This is a genomic window from Acetobacterium paludosum, from assembly GCF_008086595.1.
Lineage (GTDB): Bacteria > Bacillota > Clostridia > Eubacteriales > Eubacteriaceae > Acetobacterium > Acetobacterium paludosum.
The window spans coordinates 1-19,525 of record NZ_RXYA01000006.1 but is presented as its reverse complement, the minus strand read 5'-3'; the positions used below and the strand labels follow the sequence as shown (position 1 = coordinate 19,525).

The window sequence follows — 19,525 nt, the reverse complement described above, 5'->3', positions numbered from 1 at the left end:
TCAGAGCCTATTTATAACTTGCTCAGCAAGTTCCCGATAGCAATTTGCCATATCCGCTTTAGGGAAAGACTCTATAACTGTCCGATTCTGATCTTCCGCCTGTTGCACGATCCCATCCCGTGGCAGGATACTGATAATACTGCCATTGGTTTCCTCCGCCAGTTTAGAAACCAGCCCCACTTCATTTTCAACATTACGGGAATTTAAAATCAGGCCGCCATATTTTGCATAGCCTCGTTTCCCAAAATTATTGATTGCCGATACGATATTGGACGCCGCGTACATCGCCATCATTTCACCAGAAGTTACGATAAATACCTTATCTGCGTATCCCCCTCGAATAGGCATCGCAAAGCCACCACAAACAACATCTCCCAGTACATCGTAGAACACTATATCCGGTTTGAATTTCTCATATGCTCCCAGATCCTCCAGTTTTTCAAAAGCCGTGATAATGCCTCTTCCGGCACAACCTATCCCCGGCGTCGGTCCACCTGCTTCTACACAAAGAACCCCATTGGAAGCCTCAAATACGAGATCTTCCAGCTCAATATTTTCGCCTTTTTCTTTCATTTGATCCAAAACCGTTGGAATTTTTCTCCCATGCATCAATGTTTTTGTGGAATCTGATTTTGGATCACAGCCAATCTGCATGACCTTATATCCCTTTTCGCTCAGCGCTGCTGAAATATTAGAAGTGGTTGTAGACTTTCCTATTCCACCTTTTCCATAAATCGCAATTTTTTTCATCTTATCCTCTCAATCTTAATGCTATTCTATCTTTTTTTATATTCATTCATTATTGGGACACATACTTTAATGACCCTATCCTGATCATCTAATCGTGCTTCTATTACAGAAACAGGTGTGTCATAAAGCATTGATAAATTCTTAGTGGTTACCACATCTTCAGATAAACCCTGTGCCATTATGACTCCGTCCCGCATAAGAACTGTCTTGTTGCATGCCAAAAATGCATGATCCGGAAAGTGAGATGTCATCAAGATTGAATATCCCTGCTCAGCCAGCGACTTAATCACCTGAAGCATCTTGATTTGGTTGCAATAATCAAGATTCGCAGTAGGTTCATCCATAATTAAGATTTGAGCCTGTTGTGCTAAAGCTCTAGCGACTAAAACCATTTGCTTTTCACCACCACTCATCTCATTAAATAGATAACGGCTCATATTTAAAATTCCAAGCTTATCCATTGCTTCCTCTGAAATTAAACGATCCTTTTTTGTTGGCCGTTTTCCGGTTGCCAGGTGCGCTACCCGGCCCATAAGCACTACTTCTCTTGCTTCATAAGGAAACGCCATTGTTGTCGCCTGGGGAACATATGCCATCATTTGTGCACGTTTTTTCACCGATGTTCGTGTCAAATCAAACCCGTCAATTTCGATCCGCCCACTTTTCATTTTATTAAGAGAAAGCAGGCAGCGAAGCAATGTTGTTTTACCAGTTCCATTCGGACCAAGCATGCATAAAATATCTTGATTTTCCAGTACAAATGAAACATCTTTGAGAATAATTCTGTCCGGGTGATAGTAATAGCTCAACCCCTCAACTTCTAACATTACGACCACCCCTTTTTTACTCTTGACAACAATATAACAAATACCGGCGTTCCAACCAAAGCGGTCATCACACCAAGCGGCAGTTCAGCACCTTCAACTCCACGAATAACATTGTCGATAATCAATAAAAATGCTCCTCCAACTATAAACGAAGTGGAAGCAAGCTTTGAAAAATTTGCACCGGTAATCATTCGGGCAATATGTGGTACCACCATACCAACCCATCCCACGATACCACAAATACTCACCGCTGAAACAGTCATAAGTGTCGAACTGGTAACAACGACCAGTTTAACCAGTGATACGTTTACACCCATTGTAATGGCTTCATCTTCTCCTGCTGCCAAAGCGTTAATCTGGTGTCTAAAAACAAAAATCATCGCCAGTGATAAAATCAATGCCGGCAGCATTATTAAAACATCTTCATTTGTACACTTTCCCAGACTTCCCATCAGCCAAAAGGTGATGGAGGGTAACTGATTTTCCGTATCGGCCAACGTTTTCACGATCGAAATCAATGCTTGAAATAGACTTGAAACAACAACCCCCGCTAGAATAAGGACCGTAATTGAATGATCGCCAAACATATGTGAAATTAAATATGCCGATGTTACAGCAATAATCCCAAAAACAAAAGCTAACACTTGAACTTCCCACCAAGAAGCATTATTAACCATTGCTAATGCTGCGCCAAAACCAGCGCCTGCTGATACACCTAAAATATCTGGTGATACCATAGGATTTTTAAATAATGTCTGATAAGAAGCTCCAGATACTGAAAGTGCTCCTCCCACTAAAATTGCAAGAACAATTCTGGGAAAGCGCACCTGTAAAATAACAGTATTAAGAGTAGCATCCCAATACTGAGGTATATTGATAAATTGTGCCAGTATGATATCCCAAACCGTTTTGATCGATATTTCAAACCGTCCTATCAAAAATGATGCAAAGAACAAAAATATCGTAAAGCAAATCAATAAAATTGTTTTTATCATGAAATAGTCGTTACTTCTAATTTTCAATCCATTATTCCTTTTCTTTAATAGTCTAAACTTATTTTTTATACTGTTTCCTCAAACATAATTTTTTTTCGTTTTATTTTCCATGTTCTAATTAGTTTCTTTTTGTATTGTTTTATTCATTTTAGTTGTGTTTCTATTGTACAATTGTATATTATTGAAGCTTTTATGTCAATTAAATATGTTATTTTTTTAACTTACGATAAAGTATTAAAAAAGACAAGCTACTGATTATATTGAATCGAGCTTGTCTTTTTTTTATTTTTTACATGTTCAGCTTTTCGAAAAAGAATTAATTTTCATTTAACCCTTTTCTCTTATTACTAATTCAAAGAACTATCATAATCAATTTGTCTGCATCCATAATAAACTATATACTTTTATTAAAAAAGAAAGAATTGTATTCTTGATCGCTCAGATCATATTCATAAAATTCTTTGAAGAAATCTTTTGTTTCCTTTTCTAAATCAATATCTTTTGTATATTCTGGATATAGCGTTTTTGCTAGCCACAAGAAACCCAGGGTTGCTTCCGGTGATGGGCGATCCCACCAAAAAGCGCCGATAGGACATTCATAAACTTCTTTGTTTTTAATAGCATTCATATCTTGTATTCTGGCATCGCCCAACAAATCTGCTGTTCCGTTTCCACCTTGTGTTACAATGACATCCGGATTCCATTCCATAACCTGTTCCACACTGATATCTCCAGTAACATCAGCAGGTACAGCAAATATGCCTCCTGACCCCTCAATCCAACTGCGTCCCCATTGACCACTACTTGCTTTTGTAATAACCTTTCCGGTATAATAAACAGTTTTTCTTTCATTTTCAGGAATCTTTGACACAATCTTATCCAGATCACCCAACGTATCATTCCAATGTTTAACCAAAGCTTCCGCTTTTTTATCATCGTTTAACATGTGTCCAACATTTAAAAATTCCTGTTTCAGATTGTCTACTCCAGCTGAACCAATCAACATGGTATAGGTGGGTATTCCAACCCCTTCAATAAGAGCATTTCCTTTTGCCGAGGTAATACCAACCAAAGCAATATCCGGTTGTGTTCCCATAAGCTGTTCCACATTGATATCATCAAATGAGCCCGCATTCGTAGCATTCTTTAACTGCGGATACATTTTCAATAATTGTGGAAATTGTTCCATGGATGGCTCGGCTACAATCTTATCAGCTCCTCCGAATATAGCCACTTCATGCGTTGTCCCACCTTGACATGTGATTGCAATCTTGCTAATATTTTCCGGAAAGGTTATCTCGCGACCCGCTGCGTCAGTCACTGTCGTCGATTTCTCTTCAGTATTTGCCGAATCTGTTTTTGTCGAACTGCAGCCGCTTAAGGCTAACAATACAACTGCCAGAGATAAAAACATCATCACTAATATTTTTCTTTTCATGAAATTTCTCCTTCTTTACAAATCTTAATTAAATAATTTTCCATCATAATCTCAGGTATTTTCATTCCAAATCCATTGAGCATCCATTCTTTCATTGCCTCAGAATCTGTTATGCAAACAGTTTGTATATAATTCACTCCCAAATCACTCAAGAAATCTGCTAAAATCATGGCACTTGGTCCGAAAACTCCTATCACTCGGGCTTTTTTGATCATCGGTAACAAGTCGAAAATTGTTTGATTAACCAATGTGCAACCTGTCATAAAAACAATATCCGACTGAGAAAGCAATGCTGCACTTTCCTCTGGGTTATGAAACTTCAATCTTCCCGGCCCCCGGCAAATTTCTTTTCCAACATAAAGATTCTCCAAGGTGTTTTTATTCCGCATATCCAAAACATGAACCTCTTTGCACCGCTTTTGCAAATTTCCAATCACCCCGCCAGCTCCGATCACCGTAACAAAATCGTCTTCTTTGACAAATTCAAACTGTTCTTTATTTACAAACGAAAATCCTCTGGTGATCAACCGTTCCCGACGGTTTAACGGGGCGGACAATGCATTTAATACCGCCAGGTAAACAGATCGATGTAAAATATCCTCTTTTTGTGAAAGATATTCTGCCAGGTTGATAAGCGGTTTCCCAACAAAACACTGGAGTTCAACTAAAGGAGCTGGATCAATCGCTCCATAAACGCTATGTTCACCAGTGAAATTAAAAGCCATCCCATTCTGACCCAATCCGCCAAAAACGCTTGTCCATTTTCCGCTAAAGGTGATTCCTTCAAGACATCCGGGTGACAAACCTTCAGCTTCATATAATTGCAATATTTTTTCATATGCTTTATCAAGCCGATTCATTAAGTTTCCTCCCTTCTCTAGAGATCTTAATGGTATTCAATATTGGTAAACAAGTTGTAATCATCTCAACGGCTTCTTCATGAACATCCACATTTGCAATCTTCACCCGAATTCCATATGCTTTCTGGAGAGCTTCTTCGGTGATAATTTCCTCTACAGAACCAACTTTGAAAGTAGTATCTTTGCACATTACAGCCGCCTTTGTACAACACATGAAAGCATGATCTGGAAAGTGGGATGTCATAATGATACCCATTCCCTTTGCTGCCAGCATGCGAACCTGCTGAAGTACCCGCATTTGATTACCAAAGTCCAAATTTGATGTGGGTTCATCCATCATTAAAAATTTGGGCTCCTGCATCAGGGCTCTGGCTATCAGTACCATCTGTCGTTCCCCACCGCTGACTTCGGTATATACTTTATCTGAAAGAAATGCTACGTCAAGCATTTCTAAAATATTTTCTGCTTTTTGATATTCTTCTCGGGTAGGTCCTGAAAAAATATTCATCTGTGCAATCCCCCCCATGACCACCACATCCAAAACCTGAAAGGGAAAAGGCGGCTCATGTAGCTGCGGCACATATCCAATCAAAGCGGCCTGTTTCTTGCAATCCTTATAATTAAATGGCTGTCCATCAATTAATACCACTCCCCCATGTAAGGGCAAAAATCCTAAAAGTGATTTAAACAATGTGGTTTTACCTACACCATTTGGCCCCAACAAACACAATACTTCGCCGCTATCCAGTGAAAAGGATACATCTTTTACAATATCCACATTTTCATAGCCTGCGCGAATGTCCTTTGCTTCAAAATTCATATCCACCCTTTCTTTCTTTTTAGTAAAAGATATACAAAAAATGGTGCGCCAATTATTGATGTCAGAATTCCCAATGGTATTTCCATGGTAAACAAGGTGCGTGCCAAGTCATCCACCATCAGCAAAAAAACACCGCCGATTAAAAAGGATGCCGGTATTAAATATTTATGGTTTGGTCCCACCAACATCCTTGTTAAATGAGGAATAATCAAGCCAATCCAGCCAATCATTCCACATACTGCCACGGCTGCCGCAGTAAGAAGGGTTGCCGAAACAATATAAATAGTTCGCAGTTTTTTTGTATTTAAACCCATAGCCCTAGCTTCTTCATCTCCAAATGCCATCGCATTGAGCTGCCACCGCAATAAAAACAGTGGAACGATTCCACAGAAAAAAGGAACAAGCATCATCAAAACATCGCTGCTTGACACTGCCGATAAACCGCCCATCAACCAGTAAGTTATTTCCGGTAACTTACTTTGAGGATCAGCCACATATTTCATCAGCGTTATCAGCGACGAAAAAAAAGTTCCCACGATCATTCCTGCCAAGACCAGAATCAATAAAGCATCTTTTCCTCTGCTCACCATTTTGCAGATAAGACACGCTAAACCAACTGCCAGCAATCCAAATAGGAATGCTGAGAATTGAATAAATACAAATGGTAATGACAATAATATCGCCATTGCTGCACCAAAGCCTGCCCCTGCTGAGGCACCCAGAATATCGGGTGATATCATGGGATTTTTAAATAGGCCCTGATAAGTGGCTCCCGCTGTTGCAAGCGCACCTCCAATCAAAATCGCAGCGCATATCCTTGGGATTCTAACCTTCAGTATTACCGACTGTACCATTTCAGAAACATTGCAATCTGTTTGAAAAATCTTTGAATAGAAAACAGTGGCAATATCACCCAGTGTCACCTGATATCTCCCAAGCATAAGAGATATAAAAAAAAACAGTATTAGTAAAAAAGAAGACACAATAATCACGATTACAGCCGGTTTTTTCTTTTGTTCATCTGCCATGCAGGCCTCCTTTTTTTAGCAATTTAATTAGTCTTATGATGTTCACACGCTTCTGACTACAGTTCTTTCTGCATATTTTCCAAAGAAATGATACCCCGATCCACCTTCACTGATGATATCGAGAATTTCATCTGCTTTTGTGACAATGATTCCTCCCAAAAGAGTCACACCATACTTAAAGAAAGCATCCGGCAACATGCTGGCTGTTGGTCCGGTAACAATGATTTCAGCACCTTTTTTTGCCATTTTCAGCAAATCATAGAGGGTGTTATTCAAGATGGTCACGCCGGTAATAACAATCAAATCTGCATCTGGAATATAAAGTTCCGCATCTGTTGCCGGAGCAAAATGCTCAAGTTCTTTTCCTTTAAGTGTTCTTGAATCCATTTCCAAAACTTTGAAGTCTGCTTCCGCATTTGTAAGCTTTTTCAACATTGGCACCAGGGCACCGATAACCACCGTTTTTTTAAACTGTGTCACATCAACTTTATCAAAAGCATCTTCACCCATGATGATTTCATAATTTCGATCATCAGCCTTTTCCCAGCACAGCGTGCTGAGTGCATTTAGGGTGGCAATACCTAAAGTTCGTTTCAATGGATTTTTCGAATGAACATCTTCGATGTATTTTAGAACTGACCGACCTGCAAGCTTACCTGACAGCGGCATTGCTTTAGCTGTGCTGGGACAGCAAACCGCTTCAGGCATTTCCTTCACCGGAGTAAAACAAAGGCCACCCTGTCCGGTGGATAGTTTTACTCCTGAAAAAAACAGGCCAAAAACCGCTCTTTCCACCGTTATCTGGTCTAATTCCGCTCCAATTGTACTTTCTATTTTCTCGATAGTTTCTTCTATAATGATATTTCTTTCGTCTTCCATCCTCAGACTACCTCAATATATTCTTTTGGATAACGCATTGCTACCGAAATTTTCGCACCTGCCTTGATGATCGCCTCTTTTTCTATATAGAAATACCCATTGGTCTTGTGATAAAATTCTGCACGTGTCATTCCCTGATTGGCAATAGGTTGTGCTATATATTTTCCATCTTTCATAACCACATTCATCTGGCGTATAAAATCGAAAGAAATTCCGTTAATATCTTCAGTGAGTTCTGCTTCTATCGTATATGGTGACTGTACCGGTTGCATCTGCAAGAGACGTATTGCATTTTTTACATATAATGCCGCCGTAAGATCTGCCCCCATGGGCGGTCCCGGTAAACCGATAATCGGGGTATTGCCGGAATAAGCAAAACTGCAGTGTTTTCCCGGTCCATGACCCAATTCATAAACCATGACATTCCCGATGCTTTCCAAAAGCTCGATTGTGAAATCCTTGTTGCCTTTTGACGAGCCTGCACAAATTAAAACCAAATCTGCTGCGGCAACGGCTGATAGAATCGCTTCCTTCAGTTTTTCCATCTCATCTGGAATAATTGGATACAGAATCGCTTCTCCCCCGCATTCATTAATGTACGCTTTCAGCATCAGACTGTTTGACTCCACATTTTTTCCTGGCGGCGTTTGATAACCGGCCGGAACAAGTTCATCCCCCGTTGGTATAAATGCAACCGTTAGTTTAGCTAACACCTTGATATTTGTAATGCCGCTTGTCAGAAGCATACCAATCAATGATGCATTCAGACACTCGCCCTGATATGCAATCAACTCGCCTTCTTTCGTCTGACCGCCAACCTGTCCAACCTTTTCCCCGCGATTTTGAGGACACAATGAAAAGGAAATTCTCCCTGTTTCGTCAAACACAACCTTTTCTATTGCAATAACGGTATCAAAATCCTCTCGAATGGCGACTCCCGTATTACTGAAACAATAATCTTTGCCTTCTATCCATAATGATGTATCTGGTTTTCCGTTTGAAAAATCATCAAACTTGACTGAAACGCCATCGCATGCACTGGTCGGTTTGTTCGGTAATGTATGCTTTGCGTATACATCCTCTGCACAAATTCTCCCTAATGAAACAGCAACTTGTATGGTCTCAGTTTTAGAAACAGGTTTTATATTGATTTCCAGAATTCTTAACATCTCGTCTCTGCTTGGCAGAAAATCCGGTACTTTATACATCTCACTTCTCCTCAACCTTATTTTGTCATTTTGCTTTGATAATACTATTTAATTCCCTGTCTATCGATTACAATTGTTTTGCTTTGATTCAATCTCTATTAAATTCTTCATCAATTATTTGTCCTTTTCATACCTCTCTTTCATGAATTTAATGTTGTTTAGTTACGTTTTATTGTGTTTTACATTTATGCTTTTTTTATTATATAGTCTTTTATTGACATATGTCAATAAATTTCATAATATCGAGTAATAATTTTGTAATGTCGTATAATTATTAGTCATATTGACACACTCGGCGATCGCCAAGACATAACTCTGTCATGTCAACTCGAATCCCTACCCATTCTTGAATTTCTTTATAATTTTTTGAATTATCAGGTTCTACCAAAGGATAGTGTATTTTCGTCTTCACACTTATCCTACCTTTCTTATTTTCATATAGACATAAAAGAGAATTATAAATTGCATCTTTGCTCTAAAACCCCCTTTTTATATCTACTTAATTGGCTCATATTTCCACGCCTCACTTCGCTCTCTAATTTTTTCATAATCTACAACCATGTTGTATGCATGAATCATGAGCTCCATTAACAACTCCACCCCATAGTATCCAAATGCGAAGCAGGAAGGCAGCCGTTCCACAATATGTTTTGCACCTAAAGTATAGCCACAACTGAAACCGATACAGAGACAATCCCCTAAATTATTTTTCATATTCATGATGTTGAAATTCCGGCCATCGGCAATTTTGATATCCGGCCGATTTTCTTTCAGCCATTCTAAATCTTCAACATCACTGAAAATGATCGTCCCATCAAATACTAACTTTACATTAAAACCATATTTGTCCAGTGCTCTTGCCAGCGGTATCGACCGACTCACCGCGCCATTGTCAATAACGATCGGGATATTTTTTAAATATCCCACCGTTTCACTGATTTTTTTTACTGTGCTTTTACGATAATCACTTAATTTCGGCATCTTTTCAGCGATGGCCTTAAATATTTTTTTATAGTTTTCCTCAATAATATCGAGATCATAGGAGTTATAAGTCAGTCGAAGTGGTATATTCAAGGCTCTTTCCATCTGTTCTGCAGCATACTTTGCCACCGGATCAACCACGACATTTAGACTGCTTTTTCCCATCTCATTGAACTCATCAAATGTTTTGCAAGCATTCATCTCTTTGAGTTCCCAGCCTACAGAATTCATGATATTTCTAAATTCGCTTTTATTGGACAACAGAAACTTGTTTCCGATCAAATTAATGCATTTCTCTCTAAGCTCGCTTTTATCCAATACACTATAAAGCTGTTGCAGCATCTTCATTCCCGGCTTAATCGATCTATCCATAACCAGGGGATCAATGTGACAGGTTATAAATCTTATCTCCGAAAATCTTTGTTTGAGCAGTATCAATAACGCCTCATGATCGGTTCCCAGAAGATCATCGATACAGGTCACAAAAATAATAATGACACGGGGCTTTTTCTCTAACAACTCCAGCAACTCTTCAACTGCATCTGGTATGATATCTTCATAGGAGCCAGAAACAATATCATCTTCAGTGATATACAAATTTGTGATCCTGTCCTCATCGTGGTGTTGGTAGGCACCAATGGATAAACGTCTTGCACAGGCAGAGGGGCCGACGTGTAATTCGTGACTTTCTGGAATCAGCGTTTTGGCATTTTCTTCCCTCATTGATGCCTTAGGATTGTAGTATTGTAGAGATTCTTCAAAATATTTTTCCAACGCATCCTCCCAATTCAATTACATCCGCCAAAACCATTCTTGTAGTTTTAGCTCTTCCCTTCGTCGGACAGCCATAATCGGCTTTCCATATAGGGTCGCAGACGGGTTGCGATTCCCCCTTCTCCCGCAATGCGGATTACATCCGCCGTTGAACTGATCAGGCTTCCAATCAATGCATCGACACCGAATTCAAACAAAACATTCGTCAAGGGAGTGCTTGGTCCCCAAATCACGGTAAACGGTTTTTGGCAAAGCTGCAGCAAACGCGGCATTGTTTTATTTTCCAATGCCGTTGCCGTTATAAAAACGAAGTCCTGATCGGGCAGCAGATATTCACAAGCGGGATCTGGATAATCACCAGTCTGGCAGATGCGTTCCAGCACTGAAAGCTCACAGATTGGCCGCAATGGTTCCACTCCCGGGAAATGACCGATCACTGCCACCTTTTTTCCCGTCATAAGGGTTTCAAACTCGCCAAACATTGATCCATTTTCTTTTGATCTGCAGCGCTTGCTCTGCACCCGTTCCGGTTGATTATACCAGGCGTTGATCGCGGCCAGCCCTATTGCGGCCTCTCCAAAATCCCAGGATTTCACCAGTTCGGCAAGCTCTCTGAGCGGTGTACCCGCAATCGTCCCTGCCAATCGATTAGCTTGTGGTGCATCGGGTGGTGTCATTGCCATTCCCGTGCCGACTGAGGTGCACACGACGGTCCAGATCGGTCCGATCATGCACGACTCAACCACGGCCTCATCAGGCAGTGATTCCAACAGACAATCATATAGTCTCCATGGATTACTTACCATTTTCGTCCTTACTTTCCGGCAGGGGTTTTGAAGTTCAAGATGAGATTGGCCTGATCATCCGTCAGTTTGTAGTTATAGAACTCACTGTAATAGGACTTGACTTCCTCGGTCATGTTCAGATCTTTAAATAAATCTGGGTGAAGGGTCTTTGCGATCTGCTCCATCAACAAGAAGCAGTCAGTCGAATAATCCGCCGGGCCGACACCTTTGAGATTCACATACACTTTTCCGTTTTTCACAGCCTGGATAGAGCTCCAAGCGGGGTCCTGAGTGATCAGCTCGACATTGTTAACACGACCCATGAAAATATACTCGGGATTCCACTGAACGACCTGCTCCATAGTGGTAGTATACAGCAGCTCATCATCAATTTTACTGACAAGGCTGCCACCGGCCATATCAACCAGGTAATTAGTGTAGGATTGACCGCCATGGATGCTCAGGGCTTCAGGGCCACGTACATAATAGACACTGGGGATCTCGTTCGCAGTCAGATTGGCCGTTTTGCTGGTAATGGAAGTCGTGGTTTTTTCGGCATATTTGCACCATTTTTGGGCTTTTTCAACGGCATCACCACCAAAAACATCTCCCACCAGGGTTACTTCCTTTTCCTTCAATTTAAGAAAATCCGCGTCTGTATTGACGCCAGTCTTATCCAGCTGGGTCACAACTACCGCTATACCGGCGTCTTCCAGTTCTTTAATAACATCCGGATAAGAGTCCCAGTACAGAACCACTTGTGTGCCCTTGCTGACTAGCTCTTCCACATTGGGGGCCATGGCATTCTCAGAAACAGGAATATTGGCAAACTCCGGACAGACGACATTCGCCCAACCTGTTGAACCGCTTTTGCTACCAGTCATGACAACCTGGTCCGCCACGCCAAGCATGATTGCCGTCTCAAAGCTGGGACCGCATAGCGTGGCAACCTTGGTTACGTCGTTTGGAATGGTGACCTCACGACCGGCCAAGTCAACAACGGTATGGGTGCCAGTTTTGGTAGAATTAGAAGTCTCCGCATTACTGCTGCTACTGCAACCGGTGGCCAGTGTTGCGATCATCACAACTGCCAACATCATACTAACAATTTTTCTTTTCATTTTTTTCTCCATTCGATGTTATCTCTCTTTCATTTAATATATATAGAACGGAATTACTTCCGATTCTCATCATTCAATTTTCCTGCTACACAGGCAATACGTTTAAGCTCATCAATATAGACCAAGTGCAGGTCCGTATGATAGAGCTCCTTCAGGGACTCCTCCGAGATTACTTCTTTTACCGGACCGACCGTCATATGCCCAAGGTTATCCATAATTCCAACTTTTTCATCAATCATGATCGCGTGATCCGGTATATGGGATGTCAACACCACTGTCAATCCTCGAATCCTGGCAAGTTTGGAAATAATCTGGATAATTTTCAACTGGTTACCGTAATCCAGATGATTAGTCGGCTCATCCAACAAAATAATATCCGTCTCCTGGACCAGAATACGAGCTATCTGCGCCTGCTGGCGCTCACCTCCGCTGATGTTGGCGTAAATTTTATCAGCCAAACCACTGATCCACATATCTTTCATAACCTCATCCACTTTGTCATACTCAGCCGGACCAGGGACGTTGAGAATCCCCATGTGAGGTGCGCGGCCCATGACAATATAATCCCTGACTGTGTAGGAAAACGTCGGAGTAGAAATTTGCGGGACGTAACCCATTAGCTTCGCTACATCGTTAATTGCATATTTTGCAATGTTCTTCCCTTTTAGCAGAATCTCTCCCGTTGTGGGTGTCAGCATATTGCTGATACAGTCAAGCAGCGTAGATTTACCGGCGCCATTGGCACCTAAAATAACAAGGACCTCGCCCTTGCGCAGTTCGAAATCGATATTGGCAAATATCTTTTTCACGCCATCATAGGAGTAGGAGAGGTTTTTCACTCCAAGAATTACATCATCACACATCAGCTGATTCTCACTTTCTGGCGGGCCAGCAACCAGACAAACAATGGCGCGCCCAGTAGTCCGGTGATGATACTCAAAGGAATTTCACTGCCAGTCAGATTTCTCGCAATCGTATCTACCACAATCATAAATACCGCCCCGATGATGGTGGAAATCGGCAGCAAATAGCGGTTATCATGTCCAATAATCAGTCTGCCAAAATGAGGAATGATCAAACCAACCCACCCAATGGTACCGCACAAACAGACCGCACACGCCGTGAGGATAGTAGCACAAAAGATTGCCAGGCCACGTGTTTTTCGAATATTGACGCCCAGCGATCTTGCCTCTTTATCACCCAAAGACAACAGATTAATCCTCCAGCGCATCAGTAGCAGAACAACCATGACGCTCAATATTGCCGGCATCACCAAAAGTACCTGATTCATATTCGTCGTGGCGAAGGAGCCCATCGTCCAGTAAACAATCGCGGCCAACTGATTATCGGGATCAGCAACGTACTTGGTAATTCCGAGCAACGAACTCATAAAACCAGATACAATCACCCCGCCCAGTACCAGCATCAATGAAGAATTGTTCTTGAAGAACTTAGGAATACTGGTTGAAATCAAGACTGCCAAAAGACCGGTCAAAAGTGCACAGCCCTGAATCACCAATGACGGAAAACCCAGCAGAATTGCAATGGCCGCACCAACACAGGCACCATTGGAAACGCCAAGCAGATCTGGTGAAACCAGTGGATTTTTAAACAATCCCTGATAGGTCGCCCCGGACAATGCCAGTGCGCCCCCTACCAACGAAGCCCCCACCAAGCGTGGCAAGCGAATATTGATGATTACATTTTGCATCTGCTCTGTCCAGGTGACTTCCATGCCTGTCGGAACTACTTGTGAAATCAATATTTTAACGACTTGAATCAGCGGTACATTAAAACGTCCGATGGACAGCGAGATTAAAAAAGCAGCAATAAATAAAAAGATTGAAAAGTAAATTATTTTATGGGCATGCCAAACCGCGGATATTTGCGGTTTAGGCTTATCTATGGGGATCGACTTGCTGCTTGATTCCAGATTTATCACTCGGTGTACTCCTTTCTTTCATTTTACATCATTATGCCTCTGTAATATATTCCCTTGGATACCGCATTTCTACCGAAATCAACGTTCCTGCTTTAATACTGGATCCCTTCTCTAAATAAAATTGTCCATTTTGCAAGTGATAAACTTCTGCTCTTGTTTTCCCCTGCAGCTCAACTGGTTTTGCATAATATTGGCCATCTTTAATAAACACTCTCATAAAACTGACAAAATCAATCTTGCGTCCATTTATATCTTCCGCAAGCATTGCAATAATTCGATATGGCAACTGTATCGGCTGCATTTGTATTAATCTTAATGTATTTTTAACATACAATGCTGCCGTCAAATCCGCACCGGTAGGCGGTCCCGGCAAACCAATAATGGGGGTATTTCCCGAATATGCCAAACTGCAATGCTTTCCCGGTCCATGCCCTAACTCATACACAATCACATTACCCACACTTTCCAGTATATCTATCGTGAAATCCTTGCTTCCTTTTGAAGAACCTGCGCAAATCAAAACCAAATCCGCAATTTCGATGGCAGATAGAACGGCTTCCTTCAGTTTTTCAAATTCATCCGGAATAATTGGATAAAGAATCGCTTCACCGCCGCATTCGTTTATATATGCTTTCAGCATGAGACTGTTAGACTCTGCATTTTTTCCCAATGGGATCTCGAATCCACTAGGAACAAGCTCGTCTCCAGTTGGAATAAATGCCACCTTAGGTTTTGATAGAACCTTGATATTTGCAACCCCACCGGTGAGCAGGATCCCGATTAAAGATGGGCTGATTCGCTCGCCGGTGTACGCCAACAGTTCCCCCTCTTTTACCTGACCTCCTTCAACACCAACACCTTCACCACACTTTTCGGGAACCGATAAAAGTCTTACCTTTCCTGATTTATCAAATTTAACATTTTCAATCGTGATAACCGTGTCATAATCCTCCCTGATAGCAACCCCGGTATTGCTAAAACAATATTCTTTTCCTTCTGACCATTCTGAAGTATCAGGCGTTCCTTTTGAAAAATCAGAAAAATGAACGGCGATCCCATCACGTGCACTGACCGGTTTATTGGGAAGGGTATTTTTCGCATAAACATCCTCAGCACAAATTCTTCCCAGTGATGTTGCTACCGATATTGTTTCATCTTCTAACATGGGTTTAATATTATTTTCAAGGATGCTAAACATTTCATTTCTACTCGGTTCAAAACCTGGTTTTTTATACATTTTAAATTCTCCTCCGTTATTAGCTTATATTTGTATACATACTGCCTTTAGTAACTGCCTTTAGTAACTGCATTAATATCCTTATATTTATTATTTATTTTAACCATCCGTATTTTTTATTCTTTTTTATATTTTTATGTTATGTTTTGCTTTGTTTTACTATTTTTGGTTATTTGCAATTTTATATTACAACCGCTTATATGTCAACCGATCTTATTGATTTAATTGCATAAAAAAAAGACAAAGCAACAGATTATCTTTTTTATCTGTTGCTTTGTCTCCCCTAAAATACTTTATTATTATTAATTTTCTTCGTATATTTTTGCAATACGTCCAACCTGACCGTCGGCAAGCATCACTTTAATCCCATGGGGATGATTAGGGCTTTTAGTTAACAATCGACCTACTCGTCCTTGTGTTAATTTTCCAGTTCTCTGATCCGCCTTTAAAACAATATCAACCAATGCACCAACTTTTACATCGCTTCTTTTTTGTCCGTTCATGATGCTACCTTCTGAGCTTCTTCTAATGCGATTGCTAATTGATCCATACATGAGCTCGTCTTATTTCCACAGGTGTGGCCTTTGAATAAGCTGCTGATTTCATCAACAGTTTTCCCTTTAATCATGATGGATAAAGCTTCTAAATTACCGCTGCAGCCACCCACAAAAGATAAATCTATAATTTTATCACCGTCTAATTCAAAATCAATTTCATGGGGGCAAACGCCTTGGGGTATATATCGATATGTCATTTTTTCCTCTTTCTATTATTAAAACTTTTCAACTCTTTTTGTTATTTGTTTACTGTAATCCTCTATGGGGTGCACATATTCTTCACTCATAAATCGGGAATGGATTATGAAATCCGCCGTTGCCAGATTATTGGCTACTGGGATATCATAAACAGTGGCAATCCGAAGTAATGCCTTTATATCTGGATCATGAGGTTGAGCCTCTAAAGGATCCCAGATAAAAATAAGCATATTGATTTTGCCATCCACAATCTGTGCACCAATCTGCTGATCACCGCCTAAAGGTCCGCTTTTAAAAATTTTAACCGGCAATCCTGTTTTTTCCTGGATCAGCCGACCGGTTGTTCCCGTTCCACATAAGAAATGGGTTTGTAATATTTCTTTGTTTCTGACAACCCAATCCAATAATTCCGCTTTTTTTCCATCATGTGCAATCAAAGCTATCTTTTTAGTTTTTTCGATTACAACATCCACATATTTGTTTTCCATAACTCATCCTAACCTTTCAATTATTTCATTTGTACATTCGAACTTTTATCGGCAGGCTTCAAAATCTATAAGCTCGACATTTTTCGATAAATAACGGCCTTTCATTGGTTCTTCGTTAACATAGTCGGTACTTAGATATTTCTTGTTGTCATCTGGGAATACGGTAGCCACTACTGCTTGAGAATCGCCCAGCAAGTTCTGTGCAATGATGGCACCTAAAAAATTAGCGCCTGAAGAAATTCCAACGCCTAAGCCCAGCTCTCGGGAAAGCCTCTGAGCCATGATGATGGCATCGCCATCATCCACTGCAATAATCTCATCCAATTTATCCAGTTTAATAAGATCAGGCACAAATTCATCTGAAATACCCTGGATTCGATGTTTTCCCACACGATATCCCGTTGATAAGGTTGGTGAAGTAACCGGCTCCAAAGGATGGCCTTTGATTTCCGGATTCTTTTCTTTGAAATATTTGGCTAATCCCATAATAGTACCACCGGTTCCAACTCCTGCTACTAGGGCTTGAGGTTTCACGTGAAACTTGTCTAATTGAGCCTCTAATTCCGGCGCTGTTGTCTCGTACTGTGCCTGGCTGTTTTCCTGATTCGAAAATTGACAGGGTAAAAATACGTTGCCTTCTGCCGCCAAGGCTTCTGATTGTGCAATACTCCCTAAAAATCCACCTTCTTCTTTTGATACCAAACGAACTTCACCGCCAAAACCTTTAATTAAATTTTTTCGCTCATCACTCATCCAATCCGGCATATAAATTACGACCGGATGTCCCAAATAAGTACCAATGGCCGCAAATGAAATGCCGGTATTCCCGCTTGTTGCCTCAACAATGGTTTCCCCTTCAAATATTTCACCTTTTTCATAGGCTTTTTTCAAGATATGCAAAGCCACTCGATCTTTCAAACTTCCGGTAAGATTATAATGTTCAGCTTTTGCATAAATACAACGCGGTTTTCCCTGATACAAGAAATTTATTTTTAATAATGGCGTATTTCCAATAAGCTTATCTAATGTTGAAAATTTTTCTTCGTTATTCATTTGTCCTATCCTTATTCGTATTTAGTTGTGAGTTCCAACGGCCAAGTTTAAATAAAATTGGCATTAAGCTATGCCCTTAGAGTATTCGACCTTTGGTGGCACCTCATTGTAGGATTCCCAATGAACAATACCGCATTCCTCCAATTCATTTAAGGAGCTTGTCAGCATCATGCTGAATTACTAATATAATCATACTAAATTAAACCAAATAAATCAATGTTTATCAGAAGGTAAAGATGATTGTTTGAAATTATTGCTATCAAAGATGCTGTGGCCGATTTCTCTTCCCCGAGAGAGCCATCAGGTTATTCTATGAACTCTTATTTCGGGGCTCTCAGATTACTGTGGCCCATTATAAACTTTTCTTTATATTTTTAATACTTTCCCTTTTTTCTTGCATTTTTCTCATAAATCCGATATAGTTATAATAATTGAACTGATATTTTTTTCGGATTCAGTAAATTTCTTCGTGTGTTCGTGACCTTCCACACGTAAAACAAAACTAAAGGAGTTTTTTTTTATGCAAAAAATCAGTGTTCTCTTTGTTACCCAGGCGGCGGTCATTGCCGCAATGTATGTCGTTCTAACCTTTGTGTCCAGCTCACTGGGTTTGGCCAGTGGTGAAATTCAGATTCGACTCTCCGAGATGCTTTGTATCTTACCGGCTTTTACACCGGCAGCCATTCCAGGGCTTTTCCTCGGCTGTTTACTGAGCAATCTCTTAACCGGATGTACCGTAATTGATATTCTCTTTGGAAGTCTGGCAACCCTCATTGCCGCGGTCCTCAGTTATCAGCTGAGAAACCATAAGTACCCGCTTCTGGTTACACTTCCTCCAGTTGTTACAAATATGATCGTAGTGCCTTTTATTTTAAAGTTCAGTTATGGTATCCCTTTACCTATACCGGTTATGATGGCAACAGTTGGTATCGGTGAAGTGATCTCATGTGTTGTTTTGGGTTCAGTTTTGTATTTTGCACTGGATAAGCGACGGTTTCTTTTTCATCAAAGCTAAAAATGAACATAAAATGCCGCTGTTAAGTGAAATCCCCGAAGCAGTCCAATCGACTCATCAATTGGACTGCTTTTATTATAAAAAAGTTGTTGGGATTAATGCGTCATCGGCATCTCTATATATTAATCAAATATTTTTTTGAATACTACTTTCATCGCAGCAGTCATCAGATGGCTCGTGGAAATACTGCCGCTTAAATGAAGACATACACTTCGTCTCCGCTGTCGCTGCGCCTCAGTCGCGGGCTTCGCCCTATAAAAAAACAGATACACGAACATTGATTTTCAAGTGAACTTGAATCAATGTTCTCGCAAATCAGGGTTTGTTGTACTCGCTCATGCGACACTTCGTCTCCGCTGCGCTACGCCTCAGTCGCGTCAGTCGCCAGATGGCTCCTTCCTAAAAAATATAAAAATAGAGATCAAAGAGCAAGTAAACTTGTTCTTTGATCTCTATTTTTATATTTTTCGCCGCATGGCTCGTTATTTCGCGCAAAAAAGTCTCGCAACGTCCTATCCTCCCAGGCAGTTACCCACCAAGTACTTTCGGCGCTGGAAGACTTTACTTCT

At 40.7% G+C, this 19,525-nt stretch carries 21 protein-coding genes; 1 reads left to right on the top strand and 20 read right to left on the bottom strand.

Annotated elements, in window-relative coordinates; genetic code table 11:
- The 20 genes from FZC41_RS07535 to FZC41_RS07440 form a co-directional block, all read right to left on the bottom strand.
- Positions 1-750, bottom strand: a complete 750-nt coding sequence (locus FZC41_RS07535) for a nucleotide-binding protein (RefSeq protein ID WP_148566796.1) — start codon at positions 748-750, stop codon at positions 1-3.
- A 26-nt stretch (positions 751-776) separates the two neighbouring features.
- Entirely contained in the window at positions 777-1,577 is an 801-nt protein-coding gene (locus FZC41_RS07530) for an ABC transporter ATP-binding protein (protein WP_148566795.1), read from the bottom strand.
- Positions 1,577-2,599, bottom strand: a complete 1,023-nt coding sequence (locus FZC41_RS07525) for a FecCD family ABC transporter permease (RefSeq protein ID WP_243136671.1) — start codon at positions 2,597-2,599, stop codon at positions 1,577-1,579. Before FZC41_RS07525 ends, FZC41_RS07530 begins: the two co-directional genes overlap by 1 nt.
- A 367-nt stretch (positions 2,600-2,966) precedes the next feature.
- Complete coding sequence (locus tag FZC41_RS07520) at positions 2,967-4,010, bottom strand: ABC transporter substrate-binding protein (protein ID WP_148566794.1); 1,044 nt, start codon at positions 4,008-4,010, stop codon at positions 2,967-2,969.
- Positions 4,007-4,870: a Rossmann-like domain-containing protein gene (locus tag FZC41_RS07515; protein ID WP_148566793.1), complete on the bottom strand. Its 864-nt coding sequence runs from the start codon at positions 4,868-4,870 to the stop codon at positions 4,007-4,009. The genes FZC41_RS07520 and FZC41_RS07515 overlap by 4 nt, the downstream gene beginning before the upstream one ends.
- Positions 4,857-5,690 carry an ABC transporter ATP-binding protein gene (locus FZC41_RS07510; protein ID WP_148566792.1) on the bottom strand — a complete coding sequence of 278 codons (834 nt, stop codon included), beginning with the start codon at positions 5,688-5,690 and terminating at the stop codon, positions 4,857-4,859. Before FZC41_RS07510 ends, FZC41_RS07515 begins: the two co-directional genes overlap by 14 nt.
- A complete protein-coding gene (locus tag FZC41_RS07505) occupies positions 5,687-6,718 on the bottom strand; it encodes a FecCD family ABC transporter permease (protein WP_148566791.1) in 1,032 nt (343 codons plus the stop codon). The genes FZC41_RS07510 and FZC41_RS07505 overlap by 4 nt, the downstream gene beginning before the upstream one ends.
- A 42-nt stretch (positions 6,719-6,760) precedes the next feature.
- The gene (locus FZC41_RS07500; protein WP_148566790.1) at positions 6,761-7,597 is read right to left on the bottom strand and encodes a DUF364 domain-containing protein; all 837 of its coding nucleotides are present in this window, start codon (positions 7,595-7,597) and stop codon (positions 6,761-6,763) included.
- A gap of 2 nt (positions 7,598-7,599) precedes the next feature.
- The gene (locus FZC41_RS07495; protein ID WP_148566789.1) at positions 7,600-8,805 is read right to left on the bottom strand and encodes a molybdopterin molybdotransferase MoeA; all 1,206 of its coding nucleotides are present in this window, start codon (positions 8,803-8,805) and stop codon (positions 7,600-7,602) included.
- 495 nt (positions 8,806-9,300) lie between these two features.
- On the bottom strand, positions 9,301-10,560 hold the full coding sequence (locus tag FZC41_RS07490) for a nitrogenase component 1 (protein WP_148566788.1): 1,260 nt from the start codon (positions 10,558-10,560) through the stop codon (positions 9,301-9,303).
- A 47-nt stretch (positions 10,561-10,607) separates the two neighbouring features.
- A complete protein-coding gene (locus tag FZC41_RS07485) occupies positions 10,608-11,366 on the bottom strand; it encodes a Rossmann-like domain-containing protein (RefSeq protein WP_148566787.1) in 759 nt (252 codons plus the stop codon).
- An 8-nt stretch (positions 11,367-11,374) separates the two neighbouring features.
- Positions 11,375-12,466: an ABC transporter substrate-binding protein gene (locus FZC41_RS07480; protein WP_170253902.1), complete on the bottom strand. Its 1,092-nt coding sequence runs from the start codon at positions 12,464-12,466 to the stop codon at positions 11,375-11,377.
- A gap of 53 nt (positions 12,467-12,519) precedes the next feature.
- Entirely contained in the window at positions 12,520-13,329 is an 810-nt protein-coding gene (locus FZC41_RS07475; protein ID WP_148566785.1) for an ABC transporter ATP-binding protein, read from the bottom strand.
- Positions 13,329-14,408 (bottom strand): FecCD family ABC transporter permease, encoded by a 1,080-nt coding sequence (locus FZC41_RS07470; RefSeq protein WP_205737062.1) that lies wholly within the window; start codon positions 14,406-14,408, stop codon positions 13,329-13,331. The genes FZC41_RS07475 and FZC41_RS07470 overlap by 1 nt, the downstream gene beginning before the upstream one ends.
- Positions 14,409-14,439: 31 nt before the next feature.
- Positions 14,440-15,645 (bottom strand): molybdopterin molybdotransferase MoeA, encoded by a 1,206-nt coding sequence (locus FZC41_RS07465; protein WP_148566784.1) that lies wholly within the window; start codon positions 15,643-15,645, stop codon positions 14,440-14,442.
- 302 nt (positions 15,646-15,947) lie between these two features.
- On the bottom strand, positions 15,948-16,148 hold the full coding sequence (locus tag FZC41_RS07460; RefSeq protein ID WP_148566783.1) for a YwbE family protein: 201 nt from the start codon (positions 16,146-16,148) through the stop codon (positions 15,948-15,950).
- Positions 16,145-16,399: a TIGR03905 family TSCPD domain-containing protein gene (locus FZC41_RS07455; RefSeq protein ID WP_148566782.1), complete on the bottom strand. Its 255-nt coding sequence runs from the start codon at positions 16,397-16,399 to the stop codon at positions 16,145-16,147. Before FZC41_RS07455 ends, FZC41_RS07460 begins: the two co-directional genes overlap by 4 nt.
- Positions 16,400-16,417: 18 nt before the next feature.
- Positions 16,418-16,888: a methylglyoxal synthase gene (locus tag FZC41_RS07450; RefSeq protein WP_148566781.1), complete on the bottom strand. Its 471-nt coding sequence runs from the start codon at positions 16,886-16,888 to the stop codon at positions 16,418-16,420.
- Positions 16,889-16,933: 45 nt separating this feature from the next.
- The gene (locus FZC41_RS07445) at positions 16,934-17,941 is read right to left on the bottom strand and encodes a PLP-dependent cysteine synthase family protein (protein WP_148566780.1); all 1,008 of its coding nucleotides are present in this window, start codon (positions 17,939-17,941) and stop codon (positions 16,934-16,936) included.
- A 63-nt stretch (positions 17,942-18,004) separates the two neighbouring features.
- Entirely contained in the window at positions 18,005-18,109 is a 105-nt protein-coding gene (locus FZC41_RS07440; RefSeq protein ID WP_243136676.1) for a winged helix-turn-helix transcriptional regulator, read from the bottom strand.
- A 352-nt stretch (positions 18,110-18,461) separates the two neighbouring features.
- On the opposite strand from FZC41_RS07440, the gene FZC41_RS07435 reads away from it, so the two are divergent.
- Positions 18,462-18,956, top strand: coding sequence for a QueT transporter family protein (locus FZC41_RS07435; RefSeq protein ID WP_148566778.1), 495 nt, complete (start codon positions 18,462-18,464; stop codon positions 18,954-18,956).
- Positions 18,957-19,525: the final 569 nt, after the last annotated feature.